The sequence below is a fragment of the Campylobacter concisus genome, from assembly GCF_003048375.1.
Taxonomy (GTDB): domain Bacteria; phylum Campylobacterota; class Campylobacteria; order Campylobacterales; family Campylobacteraceae; genus Campylobacter_A; species Campylobacter_A concisus_T.
The window spans coordinates 906,899-924,791 of sequence record NZ_CP021642.1; the positions used below are offsets into that span (position 1 = coordinate 906,899).

Below are 17,893 nucleotides of genomic sequence, written 5' to 3' on the forward strand. Positions count from 1 at the left end.
AATCCAGAAATTTTAAGGCAAAGGAACTTTTTGCAAAAGAGAAATGATATCGTTTTTACCGAAGCAAACGGCACTGCGACCATAAAATTTGCAGGCGAGTTTAGCTATAAAGACGCAAAAAATTTACAAAGCATTTTTAAAAAAATCCAAAAGCTTAAAGGCAATGTTAAATTTGACTTTAGCGAGCTAAAGAGCATTGATTATGCTGTTTTGATCCTTTTAAAAAACACGCTAAATGGCAAGAAATTTGAGATCGTCACAAACGACGAAAAGATAAAGGCGATGAGTGATCTTTTAAATGACGAGAAGATCGACTTTGACTACATGCCACCTCACAATAGCCTAAATTTCTTCTCACGCCTTGGTGAGAAAATTTGCGAGGGATTTGTAAATTTGCTTGAGTTTGGCTCGTTTTTGGGCGAGTTTTTGATAAAGAGTGTGAGGATTTTATTTAATCCTGCAAATTTAAGATTTAGAGAATTTAGCAACTACATAAAAGATGGTGGCGTAAATGCTGTTTTCATCGTATCGCTCACCGCTTTTTTGATAGGCGTCGTGCTTGCTTATCTTGGCAGTGCGATGCTTGCAAGCTTTGGGGCAAGTATATTTATAGTTGAGATCATGGGTATGCTAACGCTTAGAGAGGTGGCCCCACTAATCGCTGCTATCGTCGTGGCAGGCAGGTCGGCCTCTAGCTTTACCGCGCAAATTGGCGCTATGAAGCTAACTGAGGAGATAGACGCGATGAAGACGATGGGCTTTGAGCCATTTAACTTCTTGGTCTTGCCTCGCATCATCGCCATGGTGCTTTGCGTGCCTGTCATCATCTTTATAGCTGATAGCATAAGCATTTTAGGGCAGATGATCATTTGCCAAACTATTCTTGATATCAGCTTTAGCGACTATCTTAATAGATTTCGCGAGATGGTCGAGCTTAGGCACTTTGCTGTTGGTATGATAAAGGCTCCGTTTTTTGGCGCGGTGATAGCGATCATTGGCTGCATGAGGGGATTTGGCGTTAGTCAAAACGCCCAAAGCCTTGGAGCGATGACAACAGTTAGCGTTGTAAATGCGATATTTTGGGTCATTGCGCTTGATGCATTTTTCGCGATAATTTTTATGTGGCTAAAGATATGAACGAGATAATAGTTGGAAAAAACATAACGACAAGTTATGGCGATAAGATAATGCACGATAATGTGAGCTGGAGCGTCAAAGAGGCTGAAATTTATGGCTTTTTGGGCGGTAGTGGCGCTGGTAAAACGACGCTTATGAAGACGATGATATATCTAAAAAAGCCAAGTAAGGGCGATATATTTTTTGATGGCGTCAATATGTGGAAAAGTAGTCAAGCAGAGCAGCAAGAGATAAAGCTAAAAAGTGGGACGATGTTTCAGTTTGGAGCGCTTTATAGCTCGATGACTATCCTTGATAACGTGGGCGTTTTGCTTCATGAATACTCTAAATTTAACAAGCGCCAGATCGATGAGATAGCGATGTTTTGGATACAAAAGGTGGGGCTTAAAAAAGAGGTTTCAATGCTCTATCCAAGCGAGCTAAGTGGCGGTATGAAAAAAAGAGCCGCGCTTGCAAGAGCCTTGGTGCTAAGTCCAAGAGTGCTATTTTTGGACGAGCCAAATAGCGGTCTTGATCCAGTTAGCTCGCGGCAGATGGACGCGCTCATAAAAGAGCTTCGTGATAGCATCGGCGTAACTGTCGTCATGGTGACGCATGATGCGGATAGTATTTTTGATATTTTGGATAGATTTTTGATAATAGATAACAAAAAGATAGCCTTTGAGGGAGATATAAAAGAGCTTGAGCATCTTGAAAACAACCCGCTTGAAGAGCTATTTAAAATGAGGAAAAAGTAGATGGAAAATAGAAATTCTTATACCATTGTTGGCATGTTTTTCATAGCCTGCCTTACAGCATTTGCCATATTTATCTGGTGGATGACTAGCAAAAATAACACAAAGGTTGATTTTAAAGAGTATTACATCCACACAAGCGAGCTGCCAAGCGGACTGAAGGTTGATTCTACGGTTAAATTTATCGGCGTGCCAGCTGGAAGCGTTAGCGATATAAATTTTGTCGATGACAAAAACGCTCTTATAAACATCACGATGAAGATAAGAGAGGACCTGCCTATCAAGGCTGATAGTGTGGCTAGCATCGAAGTTCAGGCTATTAGCGGTGTGGCTAGTATAAATATAAGCCGAGGCACGAAGGATTTTAAACCAGGCGATAAGCCTATTTTAAAGCTTGAAGAGAGCCTTCTTTCAAAGCTTGGAAACAACGCTGAGAACATCACTTTAAAGATAAATCAAACCCTTGATAAAGTTGATGGATTTTTCTCAGCTGAAAATATCTCTCACATCGAATCAATCCTAAGAAATATCGATAAATTTACTCAGGTTTTAACCGATGAAAATGGTCTAAGCGAGGTTGATAGCATCGTTAAAAATGTAAAAAATTTCACCGACAGCCTAAACAAAACAGACACAAAAGAGCTTGCTAAAAATTTAAACACTCTAATCGCAAGTGCAAATTCAGTTTTTTCTTCAGCAAATTCGGCTGTCACTGGATATAGCTCGCTTCAAGATATCATCACTCAAAAGGTAAAAAACGGCGAATATGACCTTAGAAACACGGTCTCTCCGCTGCTTAGAGAAGCTAGCGAGTTTTTAAATGGATTTGATAAGACGCTACGTGAGTTTAGAGGTGCGCTTCAAAGACTTGAGGACAATCCTTACGAGTTTTTCTTCACAAATCCAGTGCCAAATGACAAAGGAGATAAAAAATGAGAAATTTAATCTTTCTAGCAGCTGCATTTTTATTTTTTGGCTGCTCGCTAAAGACCGACGTGCCAGTGGCAACTATGTATGAAATTCACTACTCAAACAAAGAGTGCTCAGCTGAAAACAAGCAAAAAGAGCTAAAAAATGTCTTTATAGAAAACGTAAGCGCCCTTGATATGGTCGATACCAGAAAGATCCTAATCGTCGCTGAAAACAATAAGATAAGATATTTGACAGACGCTAAATTTGTCTCTGAGCCAAGCGAGATGATCTATAAGTCGCTCGTAAAAGGACTTTACTCAAACTGCGCTGCAAAGCCGATATTTTCACCAAATGCAAAGGATCTTAGGCTAAAAGTTAGCATCATCTCACTTCAAATAAGAGGCGATAAGGCCGAAGTTTCACTAGCTTATGAGCTATTTAACGCAAACACCTCGCTAAAATCAGGCATGATAACAAAAGAAATTTTCTGCCCAGATCCAAGCTCAAGCACCATTTTTGAGACGATAAACAAGGCTGCAAATTCAGCTATCGATACTTTAATCTCTGAAATAATCTACTAAAATTTTCTTAAATTTTTTGGCTGTGAAAGCTTAAATTTACAGCCAAAAATAGCTTATTTTAAAGACCTTTTGTTATAATGCGGCTTTAAAATACGGAGAATTAATGAAGAAAATTTTAATAATCGCTGGTGGAGCTTTTGCAAGAAATTTTTTAGATAGACTTCTTGGAGCAAAGTCAAATTTACACCACTATATCGTTGTTTCAAACGAAGATCACAGCCAAAAGGCAAATTACGAAAATTTCACATTTTATCAGTTTGACCCAACGAGCCTTTCAAAGCTAAAGAGCATAAGTGATGGCTATTTTAGCCAGTTTTGTATCGTGAGTGAGAACAAAAATGAAGCGATTGCTGTTTATGAAAATTTAAGACAGATCAGCACAAAGACTGAGACCATTTTTATGAACTCGTGGGAGCTTGATGAAAAGTGCAAGGAGACTTTTGCAAGCGATAAGCATCTAAGCGTGGTTGATATAAGAGATATCGCAGCTTCTAGGCTCATGGACTATCTGCCAGATATGCCTGTATATGCTGATAATATCGGCTTTAGCGAAGGCGAGATCATGGAGGTTAAGGTGCCTATTGGCAGCTCATATATGTATCGCCATGTAAGCTCAATCGCTCAAAAAAGATGGCGGATAGCGCTCATTTACAGGGGCGCTGAGATCATCTTGCCAAAGCCAAATACAATGATCCAACCAAGCGATATCTTACTAATCGTTGGCGATCCAAACGTGCTTCAAAACGTTTATCGCTCGATAAAGCGCGAGAGTGGGCAGTTTCCAAGTCCATTTGGTAGCAACATATACACTCTAATAGATATGAGATCAATGAGCAAAGAGCGAGTTAGCAAGCTCATCGAAGATAGCCTATATGTGCACTCAAAGCTAAATAACAAACGCCTTATCTTTAGGGTGATAAACCCAACTTTGGGCGAAAATTTAGAGACGCTAAAGGCGATAAAAGAGAAAAATATCCTTGTTTTGATGGATTATTTTAACAGCGACAATAAATCGATAAAAGATGACGTTTTAAAACACGATATCGGACTAATCATAAGCGACGATAGATACTTTTTTAAATTTCAAAAGCTATTTTATGAGCTTAAAATTCCAGTGCTAAAAACGGGTAAAATTTTGCTCTCAAAGGTAAAAGAGGGCGTGATACTGGGCGATCAAAGCCAAGAGGTGGAAAATCAATCAGCTATCATTACAGACTGCTGCGCGCAGCTTGATTTGGAGATGAGATTTTACTATTTTGATAACAAACATAGCGACGATGAGGCGTTAAAAGAGCACTTTGAGAGCATTAGCACGCTCTTTTCAAAGCGCATAAAGATAGAAAATCACAGCCTCAAAAACCCGCTAGTGAAGCTAAAAGGCACAAATGATCTGCTTCATTTTGTGATGTTTAGCAAGAGCGTGGCAAATGGCAGCGCTTTTGCCTTTTTATCGACAAATTTAAATAGACTTTATAAAAAACTAAGCCAAAACGCACAGCTTTTTGTGCCAGTAAGTGAGTAGAAAATGCAGATAAATTTAAACCTTAAGGAAAAGGCGTCAAGCTATAAAATTTATATAAACGAACTTGAGAGATTAGAGCTAAAGGGCAAGGTCGGCATCGTCACAAACGCCAAAGTGGCGGGGCTTCACCTTGAAAAGCTACTTAGCGTTTTAAAGTGCGATGAGAAATTTATCATAAGCGTGCCAGACGGCGAGGAGTATAAAAACTTAACAACGATAGAGCAAATTTTAGAGCAGCTTTTTGTTAGTAAATTTGACCGCTCATCTACGCTCATAGCCCTTGGCGGTGGCGTCATCAGCGATATGACCGGCTTTGCGGCAAGCATATATGAAAGAGGGATAAGCTTTATAAATATCCCAACCACACTTCTAGCGCAAGTCGATGCTAGTGTGGGTGGAAAAACAGGGGTAAATAACAAATTTGGTAAAAATTTAATAGGCTCATTTTATCAGCCAAAGGCAGTTTTTTGCGAGATAAATTTCTTAAAAACATTGCCAAAGAGAGAATTTGCAGCTGGTGTGGCTGAGGCTTTAAAGATGGCGATAACCTTTGATGAAGAGATGTTTAGCTGGCTAAAGAGCGTAAATTTAGACGATGAAAATTTAGCAAAGCTAGTTGAAAAGTCGATAAATTTAAAGGCTAGGGTGGTCGAACAAGATGAGAAAGAAAAGGGGCTAAGAGCCATACTAAACTACGGTCACACCTTCGCTCACGTCATCGAAAATGAGACAAACTACAAAGAGTTTTTACACGGCGAAGCGGTGGCGATAGGTATAAATATGGCAAATCGCCTAAGCGTTAGACTGGGTCTCATGAGCGAGGCGGAGGCAGAGGAGATCAAGCAGGTTTTAGAGAAATTTGATCTGCCTATAAGCTATAAAATAGAAAATGAATATGCATTTTACGAGGCATTTTTTATGGATAAAAAGACAAAAGGCGATAAGATAAATTTCATCATCGCAGATAAAATCGGCAGTGCGTTCATCAAAAATGACGTCAAAAAAGAGGACGTTTTAGAAACTTTGAGAGAATTTAAATGAAAAAGATCCTAGTTTTTTTAGCTTTTTGCTTTGCGCTTTACGCTGAAGAAAACGCCACACTTGAGCAAAATGTCTCACAAAATTTACAAAATAGCGAGCTTATAAAAGAAATTTCAAATCTAGATAACTCTCTAAAAAACAACATCTGGATCACAAGATACGCCAACTACAACACCTATCAAAAGCTACTTGATGAGCTAGAGCAAAATGAAAATGAGCTTAAAAAGCTTGATAAAGGCTCAAAAAGAGGTGGCGATCTCATTAAGAGAAGTCAAACCCTAAAAGAGCAGATAAATTTGCTAAAAGAGTATGAGAAAACGCCATTTTCAAATATGCTTGCAGCCCCAGAAATGGAAAATCCACCTAGGATAAATAGCCCAGTTGCGCTAGTATCTGGCTTTTCATACATCAAAAAGATAAGAAGCGACAAGATCGAATACCAAAGGCACATCAAAGAGCTTGACACCTTGCTTGAGAAGCTTGAAGCAAAAGAGAATTTGCTAAATAGGCTAAATTTGATAGATGACAGCGAGCAAAATAGAGCAAGTCTGAACCTTGCAAAGCAAGAGATAGGCGACTTCAAAGCTGCAAAACAGATCGCTGATACCACTTATAGTGTCTATGAAAAAAGGGCAGATGAAGCGGTAAATATGACGACCTCTGACATAAAGGCTCAGTTTTTAAGCATGGGCTATACAGCCATCGTCATCCTTTTGACGATCGGACTAACATTTATCGCTAAATTTATCGTTAAAAGAACGATCACGGATAACGAGAGATTTTACACGGTCAATAAATTCTTAAACGTGCTAAACATCACCGTTATCATCATAATTTTGCTCTTTTCATACATCGAAAACGTCACATATCTAGTAACCGTGCTAGGTTTTGCCTCAGCTGGTATCGCCATCGCGATGAAAGATATGTTTATGAGTATGCTTGGCTGGATGGTTATCATGTTTGGTGGCACGATCCACGTGGGTGACCGCGTCAGAGTCTATCACGACGGGAGCGAATTTGTGGGTGATGTGATAGATATTTCACTGCTTCGCTTAACCGTTTTTGAAGATGTTAGCTACTCGACCTATAAGACAAATCGCCGTGCAGGTAGGATCATCTTTGTGCCAAATAACTACATCTTTACAGACCTCATCGCAAACTACTCACACTACGGCATGAAGACCGTTTGGGACGGCATAGATGTCGTGATAAGCTTTGATAGCAATCACAAAAAAGCCGCCTATCTAGCAAAAAATATAGTAAAAAAATATTCAAAAGGCTACACCGACATCGCAAAACGTCAGATGAACAAGCTAAGAAGCCAGTACAGCATCAAAAATCCAAACGTAGAGCCAAGAATTTACACATTTTTTGAGCCTTATGGCATAAATATCTCATGCTGGTTTATGTCAAACTCATACGCCACGCTTGCTCTTAGAAGCACGATAAGCGCTGAGATTATAGAGGCATTTTTGGCTCACGATGATATAAAGATAGCTTACCCAACACAAACTATGTTTATAGGCAAAAAAGAAACGCCAAGCGATCACGTAGCTCACGCCGAGCAAGAGGGCGAAAATATCTAATGCAAAAGATATTTTTTAAGACATTTGGATGCCGCACAAACATCTATGACACCGAGCTTTTAAAGAGCTACATTAAAGACTATGAGATCACAAATGACGAAGAGGGCGCTGATATCGTCGTGATAAACTCATGCACCGTTACAAACTCGGCTGATAGCGGAGTTAGAAACTATATAAACGGCGTAAAAAGGCGTGGCGCAAAGGTTATACTAACAGGATGTGGCGCGGTTAGCAAGGGTAAGGAGCTTTTTAGTAGCGGCGTCTTTGGCGTGCTAGGAGCTAGTAAAAAGAGCGATCTAAACGAGCTTTTAAAACAAGAAAAGCCTTTTTTTGAGCTTGGGAATTTAAACTCAGTCGATAAAAACATCGTCACAAACTACGAAAATCACACAAAGGCTTTTATAAAAATTCAAGAAGGTTGCAACTTTAACTGCAGCTACTGCATCATCCCATCAGTGCGCGGCAGAGCTAGGAGCATGGACGAGGCGATGATACTAAAAGAAGCTAGAATTTTAGCTCAAAATGGCTATAATGAGCTCGTTTTAACTGGCACAAACATAGGCAGCTACGGCAAAGATACAAATAGCTCGCTTGGCAAATTGCTAGCAAATTTAGGCAAAATTTCAGGCATCAGACGCATAAGACTTGGCAGTATCGAGCCAAGCCAGATAGATGAGAGCTTTAGAGAAATTTTAAAAGAGGAGTGGCTGGAGCGCCATCTACACATCGCACTTCAGCATACAAGCGAGGCGATGCTAAAGATCATGCGCAGGCGAAATAACGCATTTAGCGACTTAGAGCTTTTTAATGAGCTAAGCTCCCTTGGTTTTGCTTTGGGGACTGACTACATCGTGGGTCATCCAGGTGAGGGTGAAGAAATTTGGGCAGAAGCGGTGGAGAATTTCAAGAAATTTCCTATCACACATCTGCATGCTTTTGTCTATTCGCCAAGAAGAGATACGCACTCAGCGACGCTAAAGAGCGACGTAAGCGGCGATGTGGCAAAGGCAAGGCTAAAAGTTTTACAAGGCATTGCTTTTAAAAACAATGAAAATTTTAGAAAAAAACACAACGGGGCTTTAAAAATTTTAGTCGAGCAAAAAAATGGCGACTTTTACGAGGGCTTTGATCAGTTTTACAACAAAGCTAAAATTTCTAGTCAAAATGACATAACAAAAGAGTGGTTGGAGGTAAGCGAATATGAAATTAAGCCAGATGCCAATTATGCAAAAATTTAAATTTAACAAGAAAAACATCCTGATAATAGCCGCTATGGCTCTGATAATAGCGCTACTTTTTGCAGTGAGCAAAGAGCCACGAAACATCACCTACTCGCAATATATGCAACTAATGGATGGAAATTTCATCGATAAAGCGGTCATCGAGGAAGATGAGGTTATCCTCTATGCGCAAAATAACCGCTTTGCCATCATAAAAGAGGGTATAGACATAAAAGAGCTCATCAAAAAGGTCCCAGTCGAGCGAAACGTGCAATATATCACGCCTGGCATGGTTTGGGGAAGCATCATCTTTGTTTGCCTTGTGCTTTGGTATGCATATATTTTTAGGGCTATCAAGAAAAAAGAGGAGAGCCTTTTAAGCAAAAAGGACGGCGCTTTTGAGATAGAAAGCGTGCTAAATCAAAATGCTATGCCAGTCATCTCAAACGTTAGATTTAGCGATGTGGCGGGCATTAGCGAGGTCAAAAGCGAGCTTAGCGAGATAGTTGATTTTCTTAAAAATCCGCAAAAATATAGAAATTTTGGTATCAAAATGCCAAAAGGCGTGCTAATGATCGGCCCTCCAGGTGTTGGCAAGACACTTGTGGCAAAGGCGGTCGCTGGCGAGGCAAATGTGCCGTTTTTTTACCAAAATGGCGCAAGCTTTGTGCAAATTTACGTCGGCATGGGCGCAAAAAGAGTTAGAGAGCTCTTTAGTAGGGCAAAGTCTTACGCACCATCAATCATTTTTATCGACGAGATAGATGCTGTTGGCAAGAGCAGGGGTGGGGCTAGAAACGACGAGCGAGAAGCCACTCTTAATCAGTTGCTAACCGAGATGGACGGCTTTGAGGACAACTCCGGCGTCATAGTAATAGCTGCAACAAACAGGATCGAGATGATCGACGAGGCACTGCTTAGATCAGGGCGCTTTGATAGGCGTATATTTTTATCAATGCCTGATTTTAACGACAGGGTGGCTATCCTAAACACATATCTAAGAGATAAAAACTGCGAAGTGCTAGCCGAGGATATCGCTAGGATGAGTGTTGGCTTTTCTGGTGCGGCACTTAGCACGCTTGTAAATGAAGCAGCTATAAATGCCCTAAGAAACGGCGAGAGCGTGCTTAGGATGAGGGATTTTGAGGCTGTTTTAAACAAGGTCTTGCTCGGCAAGAAAAAGGTGCTAAGCTACAGCGAGAGCGAGAAGAAAATTCAGTCCATCTATCAAGGCGCAAAGGCGCTAAGTGCTTACTGGTTTGATGTGAAATTTGAAAAAATTTCGCTCATTGAAGACCGCTTTATGGCGACTGAGCAAGAGATCGAGTCAAAGTCACAGATGCTCTCGCGCATAAAGGTTTTAATCTCTGGCATGTGCAAGCTCGAGATAGATGAGAACGATATCTTTTCAAACTCAAGCAATGATCTAAATTTGGCAAAAGAGATCGCTTCAAAGATGGTTTATGAGTATGGCATGGGAAATTCTTTCGTGCCAAATCCAAACGATGTGGAAGAAATTTTAAAACAAGCAAAAGATGAGATAATGTCCTTTTTAAAGGGCACAAACGAGCAGATCGCAAGGATAAGCTCATATCTGCTTGCTTATGAGAGCGTAGATAAAGAGACGCTTGCTAAAATTTTAAATGAAAACTACTAATAAAGGAGAAAAAATGAAAGCAAAAATAGGAATTCTGACTATGTCAGATCGCGCAAGTGAGGGCACATACGAGGACAAATCAGGTCCAGCGATCAAAGAGGTGCTTGACGGTTGGATAGTAAGCGAGAGAGAGTATTTTTACGAGGTGATCCCTGATGAGCTTGATCTCATAAAAGAGAGGCTCGTGCACATGATAGACGTGCTAGGATGCGACCTTGTGCTAACGACTGGAGGCACAGGACCAGCAGTGAGAGACGTCACTCCAGAGGCTACTGAGGCAGTTTGCGAGAAGATGATGCCAGGCTTTGGCGAACTAATGAGAGCAGCAAGCTTAAAATATGTCCCAACAGCGATCTTATCACGCCAAACAGCAGGCATCAGAGGTCACGCGCTCATCATAAATTTACCAGGACAGCCAAAGGCGATAAAAGAGTGCTTAGAGCCGGTATTTCCAGCGGTGCCATACTGCATCGATCTTATAGAGGGTGCGTTTATCGAGACTGATGAAAACGTGATGAAAGTTTTCCGCCCAAAACAAAAGAAAATCTCGTAAATGAGTTTGACAGATAGCCTAAATTTAAAAGCCACTGCCTTTGCAAATAGGTGGTGACTTGTTATTAAAATTTGGCTTGTTTTTTCTTTTTTATCCTATGCGCTGGCCTACTATCTTTGGTTAGAGGTTTTTGGCTTTATCTCTGCCATTTCTATCTTTGGCTGTGTTTGCCTGCTAGCCTTTAGCTCACTTCTTTGGTTTATCGCTAGCCTTGTATTTTTGCAACCTTTGGTATTTTTACTACTTGAAAAATTTGATGAAAGCATTACTGTTTATGCTTTAGCCTGCTCAATTTGGCTGCTTGGCTGGATCACTTTGTCGCTTGTGGTTGATGATAAATTTGCAAGGCTGGGAAATGACATCTTGCTAAAGATCTCTCGCATAGTTCTTATTGGCGAGTTTGCCTTGCTATATTTTTTTAACTACAACAGCAGCCTTGACATAGAGACTTTAATAAAGTCAAATTTGACAAAGTTGCTGCTTTTAGTGCTAAACTCTTATATGCTGCCATCGCTTGTTACGCTACTTATATTTGATATAAAAACATATATCGCTAGCAAAAATGAGTAAAATTTTATGTATTATTTTATGTAATTTATACTAAATTTAGCCGTTTTTGCTCTTTACTATCTTTTTTATAAGCTCTATATCGCCGTTCATCGCTAGACTCATAAAACAAACTCCGCTTGCGCCAGCTTTTATGGCCTCTTTGTAGTTCCCGCTGTCTAGTCCGCCAAGTGCGTAAATTTATTGGTTTTTGATCTTTGTTATACATTTATATCGGTATTTGTTTCTTATTTTGAAAGACAGACTAGCAACATTTTCTAAAAGATTTATAGCTAAATTTGCATTATTTTAAATAAATACTATACAAAATAGCATTTTAAATAATAAAAATTAAACATATATTTTTATTTTATTTATAAATTACCATATATGCCTAAAAAATTGTTAAAAAACTTGATAGTAGTGCTATCAAGGTTAAGTATATTTTTATCACTTTATGCTATAATCTGCCAAAAATTTAAAACAAGGAAAAGAAAATGGCAGATAAATTTGAATTTCAGACCGAGGTCAATGACCTTTTAAATTTGATGATCCACTCTCTTTACTCAAACAAAGAGATATTTTTAAGAGAGCTCATATCAAACTCAAACGACGCACTTGACAAGCTAAACTACCTATGCTTGACTGATGAAAAGTATAAAAGCTTAAGCTACACTCCAAGGATCGACATCAAAGTAGATGAAAAAGCTAAGACTTTAACCATTAGCGACAACGGTATCGGTATGGATAAAGACGAGCTCATCGCAAATTTAGGCACCATTGCAAGAAGTGGCACAAAAGGCTTTATGCAAAGCTTAAGTGGCGATGCCAAAAAAGATAGCTCGCTGATCGGCCAGTTTGGCGTTGGCTTTTACTCAGCGTTTATGGTGGCAAACAAGATCGAAGTCATAAGCAAACGAGCACTAAGCGAGAAGTCCTATAAATGGACATCTGATGCAAAAAGCTACGAGATCGAAGATGCTAAAAAAGATGGCTTTGGTACGGATATTATCTTACATTTAAATGACGATGAATTTGCAAATTCTTGGCGTATCGAAGAGATAGTTAAAAAATATTCAAACCACATCCCTTATCCTATTTTTATGGATAAAGAGAGCTACGTCGCACCAAAAGAAGGCGAAAAAGAGGGCACTTATGAGACCAAAAACGAGCAGATAAACAAGGCAAATGCGCTTTGGAGGCTAAATAAAGCCAGCTTAAAAGAGCAAGACTACAACGACTTTTATAAGCAAATTTCACATGACAGCAGCGATCCGCTCCTTTATATCCACACAAAAGCTGAGGGCAAGATCGAGTACTCGACACTATTTTATGTGCCAAGCACTGAGCCGTTTGACCTCTTTAGGGTTGATTATCAAAGTGGCGTGAAGCTTTATGTGAAGAGGGTTTTTATAACTGACGATGCAAAAGAGCTTTTGCCGCCGTATTTAAGATTTATCAAAGGTGTGATCGACGTTGAAGACCTGCCGCTAAACGTTAGCCGCGAAATTTTACAAGAAAATGCGATCATGCGAACCGTTAAAGAGCAGAGCGTGAAGAAAATTTTAAGCGAGCTTGCAAAAGTAAAAGAGAGCGACCGCGATAAATACATAAAATTTTACAAACTATTTGGCAAGGTTTTAAAAGAGGGACTTTACGGCTTTAACGCTGAAAAAGAGCAAATTTTGGATCTTTGCCTATTTAAAAGCTCAAAAAGAGATGGACTTATCAGCCTAAAAGAGTACAAAGAAGCGATGAAAGAGGATCAAAAGTCGATCTATTACATCAGCGGCAACAACGAAAATATGCTAAGAAATTCGCCGCTTCTTGAGAGCTTTAAGAAAAACGACATCGAAGTGCTTATTATGGATGAAGAGATCGACACGATCGTCATGCCAATGGTCAATGAATTTGACAAAACACCTCTAAAATCAGTCTCACACGCTGATATCAACGACGAGATCAAAAACGATGAGAAGGTCGATGAGAGCAAGGTTGCAAACACGCTTGTTAAGATGAAAGAGATCTTAAAAGACGAGGTAAAAGACGTTAGGCTAAGCTCAAGGCTCTCAAGCTCGGCTGCGGTGCTAATATATGATAAAAACGACCCTGACTATGCTATGCAAGAGATGTTAAAACAGATGGGACAAGGCGCAAATGCTCCAAAAGTTAAGCCGATATTGGAGATCAATGCTGATCATGAAATTTTTGCAAAACTTGAGAAAAATGAGGCGATGATTTATGATATAGCGCCTTTGCTTCTTGATATGGCAAGGCTAAATGAGGGCATGAGCCTAGAAAATCCAGCTAAATTTTCAGAACTTCTAACAAAAGTGATGATAAAAGCTATATAAAATTTGTAAGCCCAAAGAATTTTGGGCTTTTTAAATTTATAGTCTAGCAAAAGCCTAAAATACGAGCTAAGTTAAATTTGGCTCCATTGTTAGATTGGCTTTTGCTTATTTTTGCTCTTTGTATTTTAAAACTTGAGCGTAAATTTCATCTTTTAGTTTTAATTTTTCTTTTTTCAAGGCATCAAGCTCAGAGGCTTGCGCTGCTTTGCTATCTATCTTTTCATTTAGCTCGTCATGCTTTTTGCAAAGTGCGGCAAAATGAACATCTACTTTTTTCAACTCATTTATGAGATCAGTGTATTCGTGTAACATACGTAGCTCCTGTAAAAAAATTTATAAATTCTAACAAGGCTTTGTAAATGTTTGGCTATCTAAATTTAGATATATAAAAGCTTAGTGTTTAAGCCAAATTTATCATAAAATGCAAAAAACTAAACGTATTTTAGCTCTTCTGGCTTGTGTTTGCTCTTTACTAGGCGTTTGGTTAGACGTATGCCATCAACTGTACCGATGACTAAAAGTTTTGTGCCTGTGCCAATTAGAGTATCACCATTTGGCATTGGGATAAATTTGTTATTTATGTCTCTAATGCCTACCACGTCAGCATTTGTGATATTTCTTAGGTGCGTCTCTTTTAGTCTTTTAAACCTGATCCAAGAGTAGTCAGGCACAAGAATTTCTTCTATGTCGATAGGTGAGCTTTTTGTGTATAGAAATTGCTCGAGTAAATTTTCCATATCAGGTCTTACACTCATGGCACTTAGACGCTGTGCGACTAGGCGAGATGGGCTTACGACGTTGTCAGCACCAAGTTTTTTAAGTCTTTGTGTGTCATCTTCACTATCGGAGTTTGTGATGATATGGTAAGGTTTTTTGCGGCCTATCTCTTTTTCATAAAGTCTAACAGATGCGATAAGTGCGATATTGTCAGCGATATTTGGGCTAAGAGTGATTAGTCCTTTTGCGCTTGATAGATGCGTTTTTAAAAAGGCTATTTGAGTGTGAGGCTGAGCTTTTATGAAGTATGGATACTTGTAAATTTGAGCTAATTCTGCGATATCTTCTCTGTCATCAACCACCACAAATGGTATGTGATTTTCACGAAACTGAGCGCTAAGCTCGATCGTGTAGAGGTTGTGATAACAAATAACGAAGTGATTTTTTAGTCTTGCGATCTTGTAAAGCATACGCCTTTCCTTTAAAATGCTAATTAATGTGCCTCTTTTTAGAACTTCTACAACGATACCGATTGATAGCGTAAAAATAATGAAGCCAACAAGGATAAATGTTATAGTAAAAATTCGCCCCTTTGGAGTTATGGGCGCAACTTCGGTAAAACCGACCGTCGTGAAGGTCATACCTGCTTGGTAAAATGCATCTATGAGAGAGAAGTTATCTATAAAGATATAACCTAGTGTTCCAAAAAGTAACAGTAGTACCACTGAAATTAGTGGAAATCTAAAAGGTTTTAGTTGTTCGTAAAGCTCAGTATCTAGGCTTATTTCTGGTTTTGCGGAGTTTGACCAGTTGAGGAATTTTAAAAGTCTTGAGAGAAAAGACATAAATTCCTCTTCATTTTATCTCTTAGTTTGACTGCTTTTTCATAGTTCTTAGAGTAGAAGCAGCAACTTTTATTCTTCTTGTTGTGCCATCTTCTAGAGTAACACGGATAGTTCTAAGATTTGGTAAAAATCTTCTTTTAGTTTTATTGTTGGCGTGGCTCACGTTGTTGCCTACCATTGGTCCTTTGCCAGTTATCGCACATCTTTTTGACATTTTTTTTCCTTATAAACAAAAATTTCTGCTGATTTTATCTAAACAAAACCAAAGTATTGCTTAAAATGAACATTTATATTTATAAGTTTTGTTGATTTTTTATTTAATTAAGGCTAAAATAGCCCCAAAATAAAAAATCGGTAAAACAAAAATGCTAACTAAAAATCAAATAGATGAAATTTCAAATTTTATCTATAAAATGCCCGATGCTTTTTATGAGTGCCAAAAGCACTTGGATGAGGGCGACATCACTGCTGCTATGGAGCTTTTGAGGGGTAGTGAGACTTTTAAAGCGTACTTTGCTACGATAGTAAATTTAGGCGATTTTGGCGTTCAAAACCACACTAGAGATATCTATGCTATGGCTTATCCGCTAGGCATAGACAACCTAAAAATGATAATTTGCTCTTATTTTGTTTTTATCAAATCTCCAAAAAGATATAAAAATTTTGGCGTAAATTTACACTCGATGATGGAGTTTAATGCCAAATTTCTATCTGACTGGAGCAAACTTCTAAACTATCTTGGGCTAAAAAATCAAAAAAATTTATTTCTAGCTGCCTACGCGCTAATTTTGCTTATATTTTGCGAGCTGATCTTTTTGAAGTATCCACACTCGCTTAAGCATATCGTTGGTTTTTCTGATATGAGCTTTGATAGGATCTTGCAGCGAAGGTTTGATATTTCGCTATTTGGAGTACTTTTAAAGCTTGCAGGATGGGAGAGCGATAGGCTCACTAGAGAAGAGGTTTTGGTCTTAAAATACTTTAAAATTTTGCTCTCTTATGAGGCAAGCACTGCTAAATTTTTTGACTTTGGTATCGACAGGATCACCGATGTTAGCGTCCATGCTTCGGCTGATATGGTTATAAATTTAAAAAAGGCTCTTAGAAAATGAAAGTAACTTTTGAGGGCTCTTTAGCCATAGTTAGGCCATTTGGATTTTTAGAGGTTAATATCACTCCTTCAAGCATCAAAAAGGCCGAAGTAGAGCAAATTTGCGCAAGGCAGATAAGTGCTATTTTGCTTTCATTAAAAAATGTCACATTTTTTAGTCCTCTTTGGCTAAATAGCACATGCGAGCATCTATCAAGCATCGCCAGAGAAATAGGCGCTGAGTTTGCAGTCTGCGACTATGACGATACTTTTTATGAGCTTGTCGCAAAGACTTCAAAAAATATTTTGAGATTTTCACTCTTTGAAAATGAAAAAGTTGCGACGCTATTTTTAAACGATACTTTAGCAGATAGCAGCGAAGCCATTGTGATTTATAACAAAAACGAGCAGTACAAAGACTACATCAACTCGCTTTTGGAGCAAAAGTGTTACAAGTGTAAATTTGTAAAAAGCGTAGAAGAATTTAACGCTGCCAAACAAGCTTACAAATACACCATTAGCATCCTAAATCACATCGTTTTAGGCAAAAAAGAGTTTAGCACCTTTGTAAGAGGCGACGTTGTCATTTATAAGGCAGCAGGGCTTATAGATAGCTCTTTTGTGCAGAAATTTGACTATAAATTTCACGAAAGGTTGCAAAAGGTAGGCTTTAAATTCTTTGTTTTTTGGTCTGATTCGGTTGGCGCTTTAAATACCATAGGCGCTAGTTTTTTGATAAAGCTATCTGAGCTGAGCCAAAAAAGTGGCGCTATAGTGGCAATTTGTGGCTTAAATGAGGGCAACATCTCAGAGACACTTGCATCAAATTTAAAAGCGGCAAAGATACTTTTATATAAAAAGATGGATGACTTTTTCAAAGATGACTCGACGCTTTATTTTAAAAAGCGCCTTATCGACATTGAGCCTACAAAGATGAATAAAAACTTGGTTGAGTTTTTGCCACTTGTGATTTCAAGTGTCACAGACGTGCTCTCGCCTTTGATAGAGAGTGAAATTTTATGCCTTGATGCGAAGATCAGCAACTTTAATGTAGAGGGCGAAAATGACTATTTGAGGGCTTGCGTGCTCTTTTATGGCGACGTACAGATGAGAATTTTGCTTGGTGTTAAAAAGGACAAGCTTGGTAAAATTTGCTCTATTTTTTCAGATAATGGCGATCTAGAGTGTGGCTGTTTAAGCGGATTTTCGCAAATTTTTAGTATCATTGCAAGCAAAATTATAGCCATTTTCATAGAGAGAGAGCTCAAGGTAAAAATGAGCGCTTTTAAAATTTATGAAAATGAGATGTTTTTTGACAGAGCTAGCAGTGGAATTTTAGCCACATTAAATTCAAAAGAGAGCCAAACTGGCGTGATATTTGTGAGCAAATAAGGAGAA

General features: G+C 38.7%; 18 protein-coding genes. 14 read left to right on the forward strand and 4 right to left on the reverse strand.

Translation table 11 applies throughout. The annotated features are described in order from the left end of the window. Positions 1-30 precede the first annotated feature (30 nt). The 10 genes from CCS77_RS04525 to mog all read left to right on the forward strand — a co-directional run bounded on the left by CCS77_RS04525 (position 31) and on the right by mog (position 10,943). A complete protein-coding gene (locus CCS77_RS04525) occupies positions 31-1,137 on the forward strand; it encodes an MlaE family ABC transporter permease (protein ID WP_107916705.1) in 1,107 nt (368 codons plus the stop codon). Continuing rightward, positions 1,134-1,874: an ABC transporter ATP-binding protein gene (locus CCS77_RS04530; RefSeq protein ID WP_021089143.1), complete on the forward strand. Its 741-nt coding sequence runs from the start codon at positions 1,134-1,136 to the stop codon at positions 1,872-1,874. Before CCS77_RS04525 ends, CCS77_RS04530 begins: the two co-directional genes overlap by 4 nt. Then, on the forward strand, positions 1,875-2,807 hold the full coding sequence (locus tag CCS77_RS04535; RefSeq protein ID WP_021086182.1) for an MlaD family protein: 933 nt from the start codon (positions 1,875-1,877) through the stop codon (positions 2,805-2,807). Next, complete coding sequence (locus CCS77_RS04540) at positions 2,804-3,364, forward strand: ABC-type transport auxiliary lipoprotein family protein (protein ID WP_103603258.1); 561 nt, start codon at positions 2,804-2,806, stop codon at positions 3,362-3,364. Before CCS77_RS04535 ends, CCS77_RS04540 begins: the two co-directional genes overlap by 4 nt. Before the next feature lie 103 nt (positions 3,365-3,467). After that, a complete protein-coding gene (locus CCS77_RS04545) occupies positions 3,468-4,886 on the forward strand; it encodes a COG3400 family protein (RefSeq protein ID WP_107916706.1) in 1,419 nt (472 codons plus the stop codon). Positions 4,887-4,889: 3 nt separating this feature from the next. Then, positions 4,890-5,927 carry a 3-dehydroquinate synthase gene (gene aroB, locus CCS77_RS04550; RefSeq protein ID WP_107916707.1) on the forward strand — a complete coding sequence of 346 codons (1,038 nt, stop codon included), beginning with the start codon at positions 4,890-4,892 and terminating at the stop codon, positions 5,925-5,927. Next, positions 5,924-7,513: a mechanosensitive ion channel domain-containing protein gene (locus tag CCS77_RS04555; RefSeq protein WP_107916708.1), complete on the forward strand. Its 1,590-nt coding sequence runs from the start codon at positions 5,924-5,926 to the stop codon at positions 7,511-7,513. The genes aroB and CCS77_RS04555 overlap by 4 nt, the downstream gene beginning before the upstream one ends. After that, on the forward strand, positions 7,513-8,751 hold the full coding sequence (gene mtaB, locus CCS77_RS04560; protein ID WP_107916709.1) for a tRNA (N(6)-L-threonylcarbamoyladenosine(37)-C(2))-methylthiotransferase MtaB: 1,239 nt from the start codon (positions 7,513-7,515) through the stop codon (positions 8,749-8,751). The genes CCS77_RS04555 and mtaB overlap by 1 nt, the downstream gene beginning before the upstream one ends. Beyond that, entirely contained in the window at positions 8,738-10,390 is a 1,653-nt protein-coding gene (locus tag CCS77_RS04565) for an ATP-dependent metallopeptidase FtsH/Yme1/Tma family protein (protein WP_107917293.1), read from the forward strand. Before mtaB ends, CCS77_RS04565 begins: the two co-directional genes overlap by 14 nt. 13 nt (positions 10,391-10,403) lie before the next feature. Continuing rightward, on the forward strand, positions 10,404-10,943 hold the full coding sequence (gene mog / locus CCS77_RS04570; protein WP_009293784.1) for a molybdopterin adenylyltransferase: 540 nt from the start codon (positions 10,404-10,406) through the stop codon (positions 10,941-10,943). Positions 10,944-11,053: 110 nt separating this feature from the next. Here mog and CCS77_RS10475 read toward each other — a convergent pair whose 3' ends face one another. Beyond that, positions 11,054-11,209: a hypothetical protein gene (locus CCS77_RS10475; RefSeq protein ID WP_201741728.1), complete on the reverse strand. Its 156-nt coding sequence runs from the start codon at positions 11,207-11,209 to the stop codon at positions 11,054-11,056. A 49-nt stretch (positions 11,210-11,258) separates the two neighbouring features. Here CCS77_RS10475 and CCS77_RS10480 point away from each other — a divergent pair, with 49 nt between their 5' ends. Together CCS77_RS10480 and htpG are read left to right on the forward strand one after the other, a co-directional pair. Continuing rightward, positions 11,259-11,513, forward strand: a complete 255-nt coding sequence (locus CCS77_RS10480; RefSeq protein WP_201741729.1) for a hypothetical protein — start codon at positions 11,259-11,261, stop codon at positions 11,511-11,513. 473 nt (positions 11,514-11,986) lie between these two features. Further along, on the forward strand, positions 11,987-13,843 hold the full coding sequence (gene htpG, locus CCS77_RS04585; RefSeq protein ID WP_107916710.1) for a molecular chaperone HtpG: 1,857 nt from the start codon (positions 11,987-11,989) through the stop codon (positions 13,841-13,843). Positions 13,844-13,948: 105 nt separating this feature from the next. Here htpG and CCS77_RS04590 read toward each other — a convergent pair whose 3' ends face one another. From CCS77_RS04590 to rpmB, 3 genes are all read right to left on the reverse strand, one after another. Next, on the reverse strand, positions 13,949-14,155 hold the full coding sequence (locus tag CCS77_RS04590; RefSeq protein ID WP_021088212.1) for a DUF465 domain-containing protein: 207 nt from the start codon (positions 14,153-14,155) through the stop codon (positions 13,949-13,951). A gap of 119 nt (positions 14,156-14,274) precedes the next feature. Then, complete coding sequence (locus CCS77_RS04595) at positions 14,275-15,405, reverse strand: potassium channel family protein (RefSeq protein WP_009293929.1); 1,131 nt, start codon at positions 15,403-15,405, stop codon at positions 14,275-14,277. A gap of 22 nt (positions 15,406-15,427) precedes the next feature. Continuing rightward, complete coding sequence (rpmB, locus tag CCS77_RS04600; protein ID WP_002942221.1) at positions 15,428-15,619, reverse strand: 50S ribosomal protein L28; 192 nt, start codon at positions 15,617-15,619, stop codon at positions 15,428-15,430. A 151-nt stretch (positions 15,620-15,770) separates the two neighbouring features. On the opposite strand from rpmB, the gene CCS77_RS04605 reads away from it, so the two are divergent. Together CCS77_RS04605 and CCS77_RS04610 are read left to right on the forward strand one after the other, a co-directional pair. Beyond that, positions 15,771-16,517, forward strand: coding sequence for a hypothetical protein (locus tag CCS77_RS04605; RefSeq protein ID WP_103558120.1), 747 nt, complete (start codon positions 15,771-15,773; stop codon positions 16,515-16,517). Further along, the gene (locus CCS77_RS04610) at positions 16,514-17,887 is read left to right on the forward strand and encodes a prephenate dehydrogenase (protein WP_107916711.1); all 1,374 of its coding nucleotides are present in this window, start codon (positions 16,514-16,516) and stop codon (positions 17,885-17,887) included. Before CCS77_RS04605 ends, CCS77_RS04610 begins: the two co-directional genes overlap by 4 nt. Positions 17,888-17,893: the final 6 nt, after the last annotated feature.

Coding starts and splice junctions, on each gene's coding strand:
- CCS77_RS10475 (WP_201741728.1), bottom strand. CDS start 11,209: ATGCTTTCATCAAATTTTTCAAGTAGTAAAAATACCAAAGGTTGCAAA.
- CCS77_RS04565 (WP_107917293.1), top strand. CDS start 8,738: ATGCAAAAATTTAAATTTAACAAGAAAAACATCCTGATAATAGCCGCT.
- mtaB (WP_107916709.1), top strand. CDS start 7,513: ATGCAAAAGATATTTTTTAAGACATTTGGATGCCGCACAAACATCTAT.
- CCS77_RS04530 (WP_021089143.1), top strand. CDS start 1,134: ATGAACGAGATAATAGTTGGAAAAAACATAACGACAAGTTATGGCGAT.
- CCS77_RS04590 (WP_021088212.1), bottom strand. CDS start 14,155: ATGTTACACGAATACACTGATCTCATAAATGAGTTGAAAAAAGTAGAT.
- rpmB (WP_002942221.1), bottom strand. CDS start 15,619: ATGTCAAAAAGATGTGCGATAACTGGCAAAGGACCAATGGTAGGCAAC.
- htpG (WP_107916710.1), top strand. CDS start 11,987: ATGGCAGATAAATTTGAATTTCAGACCGAGGTCAATGACCTTTTAAAT.
- CCS77_RS04605 (WP_103558120.1), top strand. CDS start 15,771: ATGCTAACTAAAAATCAAATAGATGAAATTTCAAATTTTATCTATAAA.
- mog (WP_009293784.1), top strand. CDS start 10,404: ATGAAAGCAAAAATAGGAATTCTGACTATGTCAGATCGCGCAAGTGAG.
- CCS77_RS04610 (WP_107916711.1), top strand. CDS start 16,514: ATGAAAGTAACTTTTGAGGGCTCTTTAGCCATAGTTAGGCCATTTGGA.
- CCS77_RS04540 (WP_103603258.1), top strand. CDS start 2,804: ATGAGAAATTTAATCTTTCTAGCAGCTGCATTTTTATTTTTTGGCTGC.
- CCS77_RS04545 (WP_107916706.1), top strand. CDS start 3,468: ATGAAGAAAATTTTAATAATCGCTGGTGGAGCTTTTGCAAGAAATTTT.
- CCS77_RS04595 (WP_009293929.1), bottom strand. CDS start 15,405: ATGTCTTTTCTCTCAAGACTTTTAAAATTCCTCAACTGGTCAAACTCC.
- aroB (WP_107916707.1), top strand. CDS start 4,890: ATGCAGATAAATTTAAACCTTAAGGAAAAGGCGTCAAGCTATAAAATT.
- CCS77_RS04535 (WP_021086182.1), top strand. CDS start 1,875: ATGGAAAATAGAAATTCTTATACCATTGTTGGCATGTTTTTCATAGCC.
- CCS77_RS04555 (WP_107916708.1), top strand. CDS start 5,924: ATGAAAAAGATCCTAGTTTTTTTAGCTTTTTGCTTTGCGCTTTACGCT.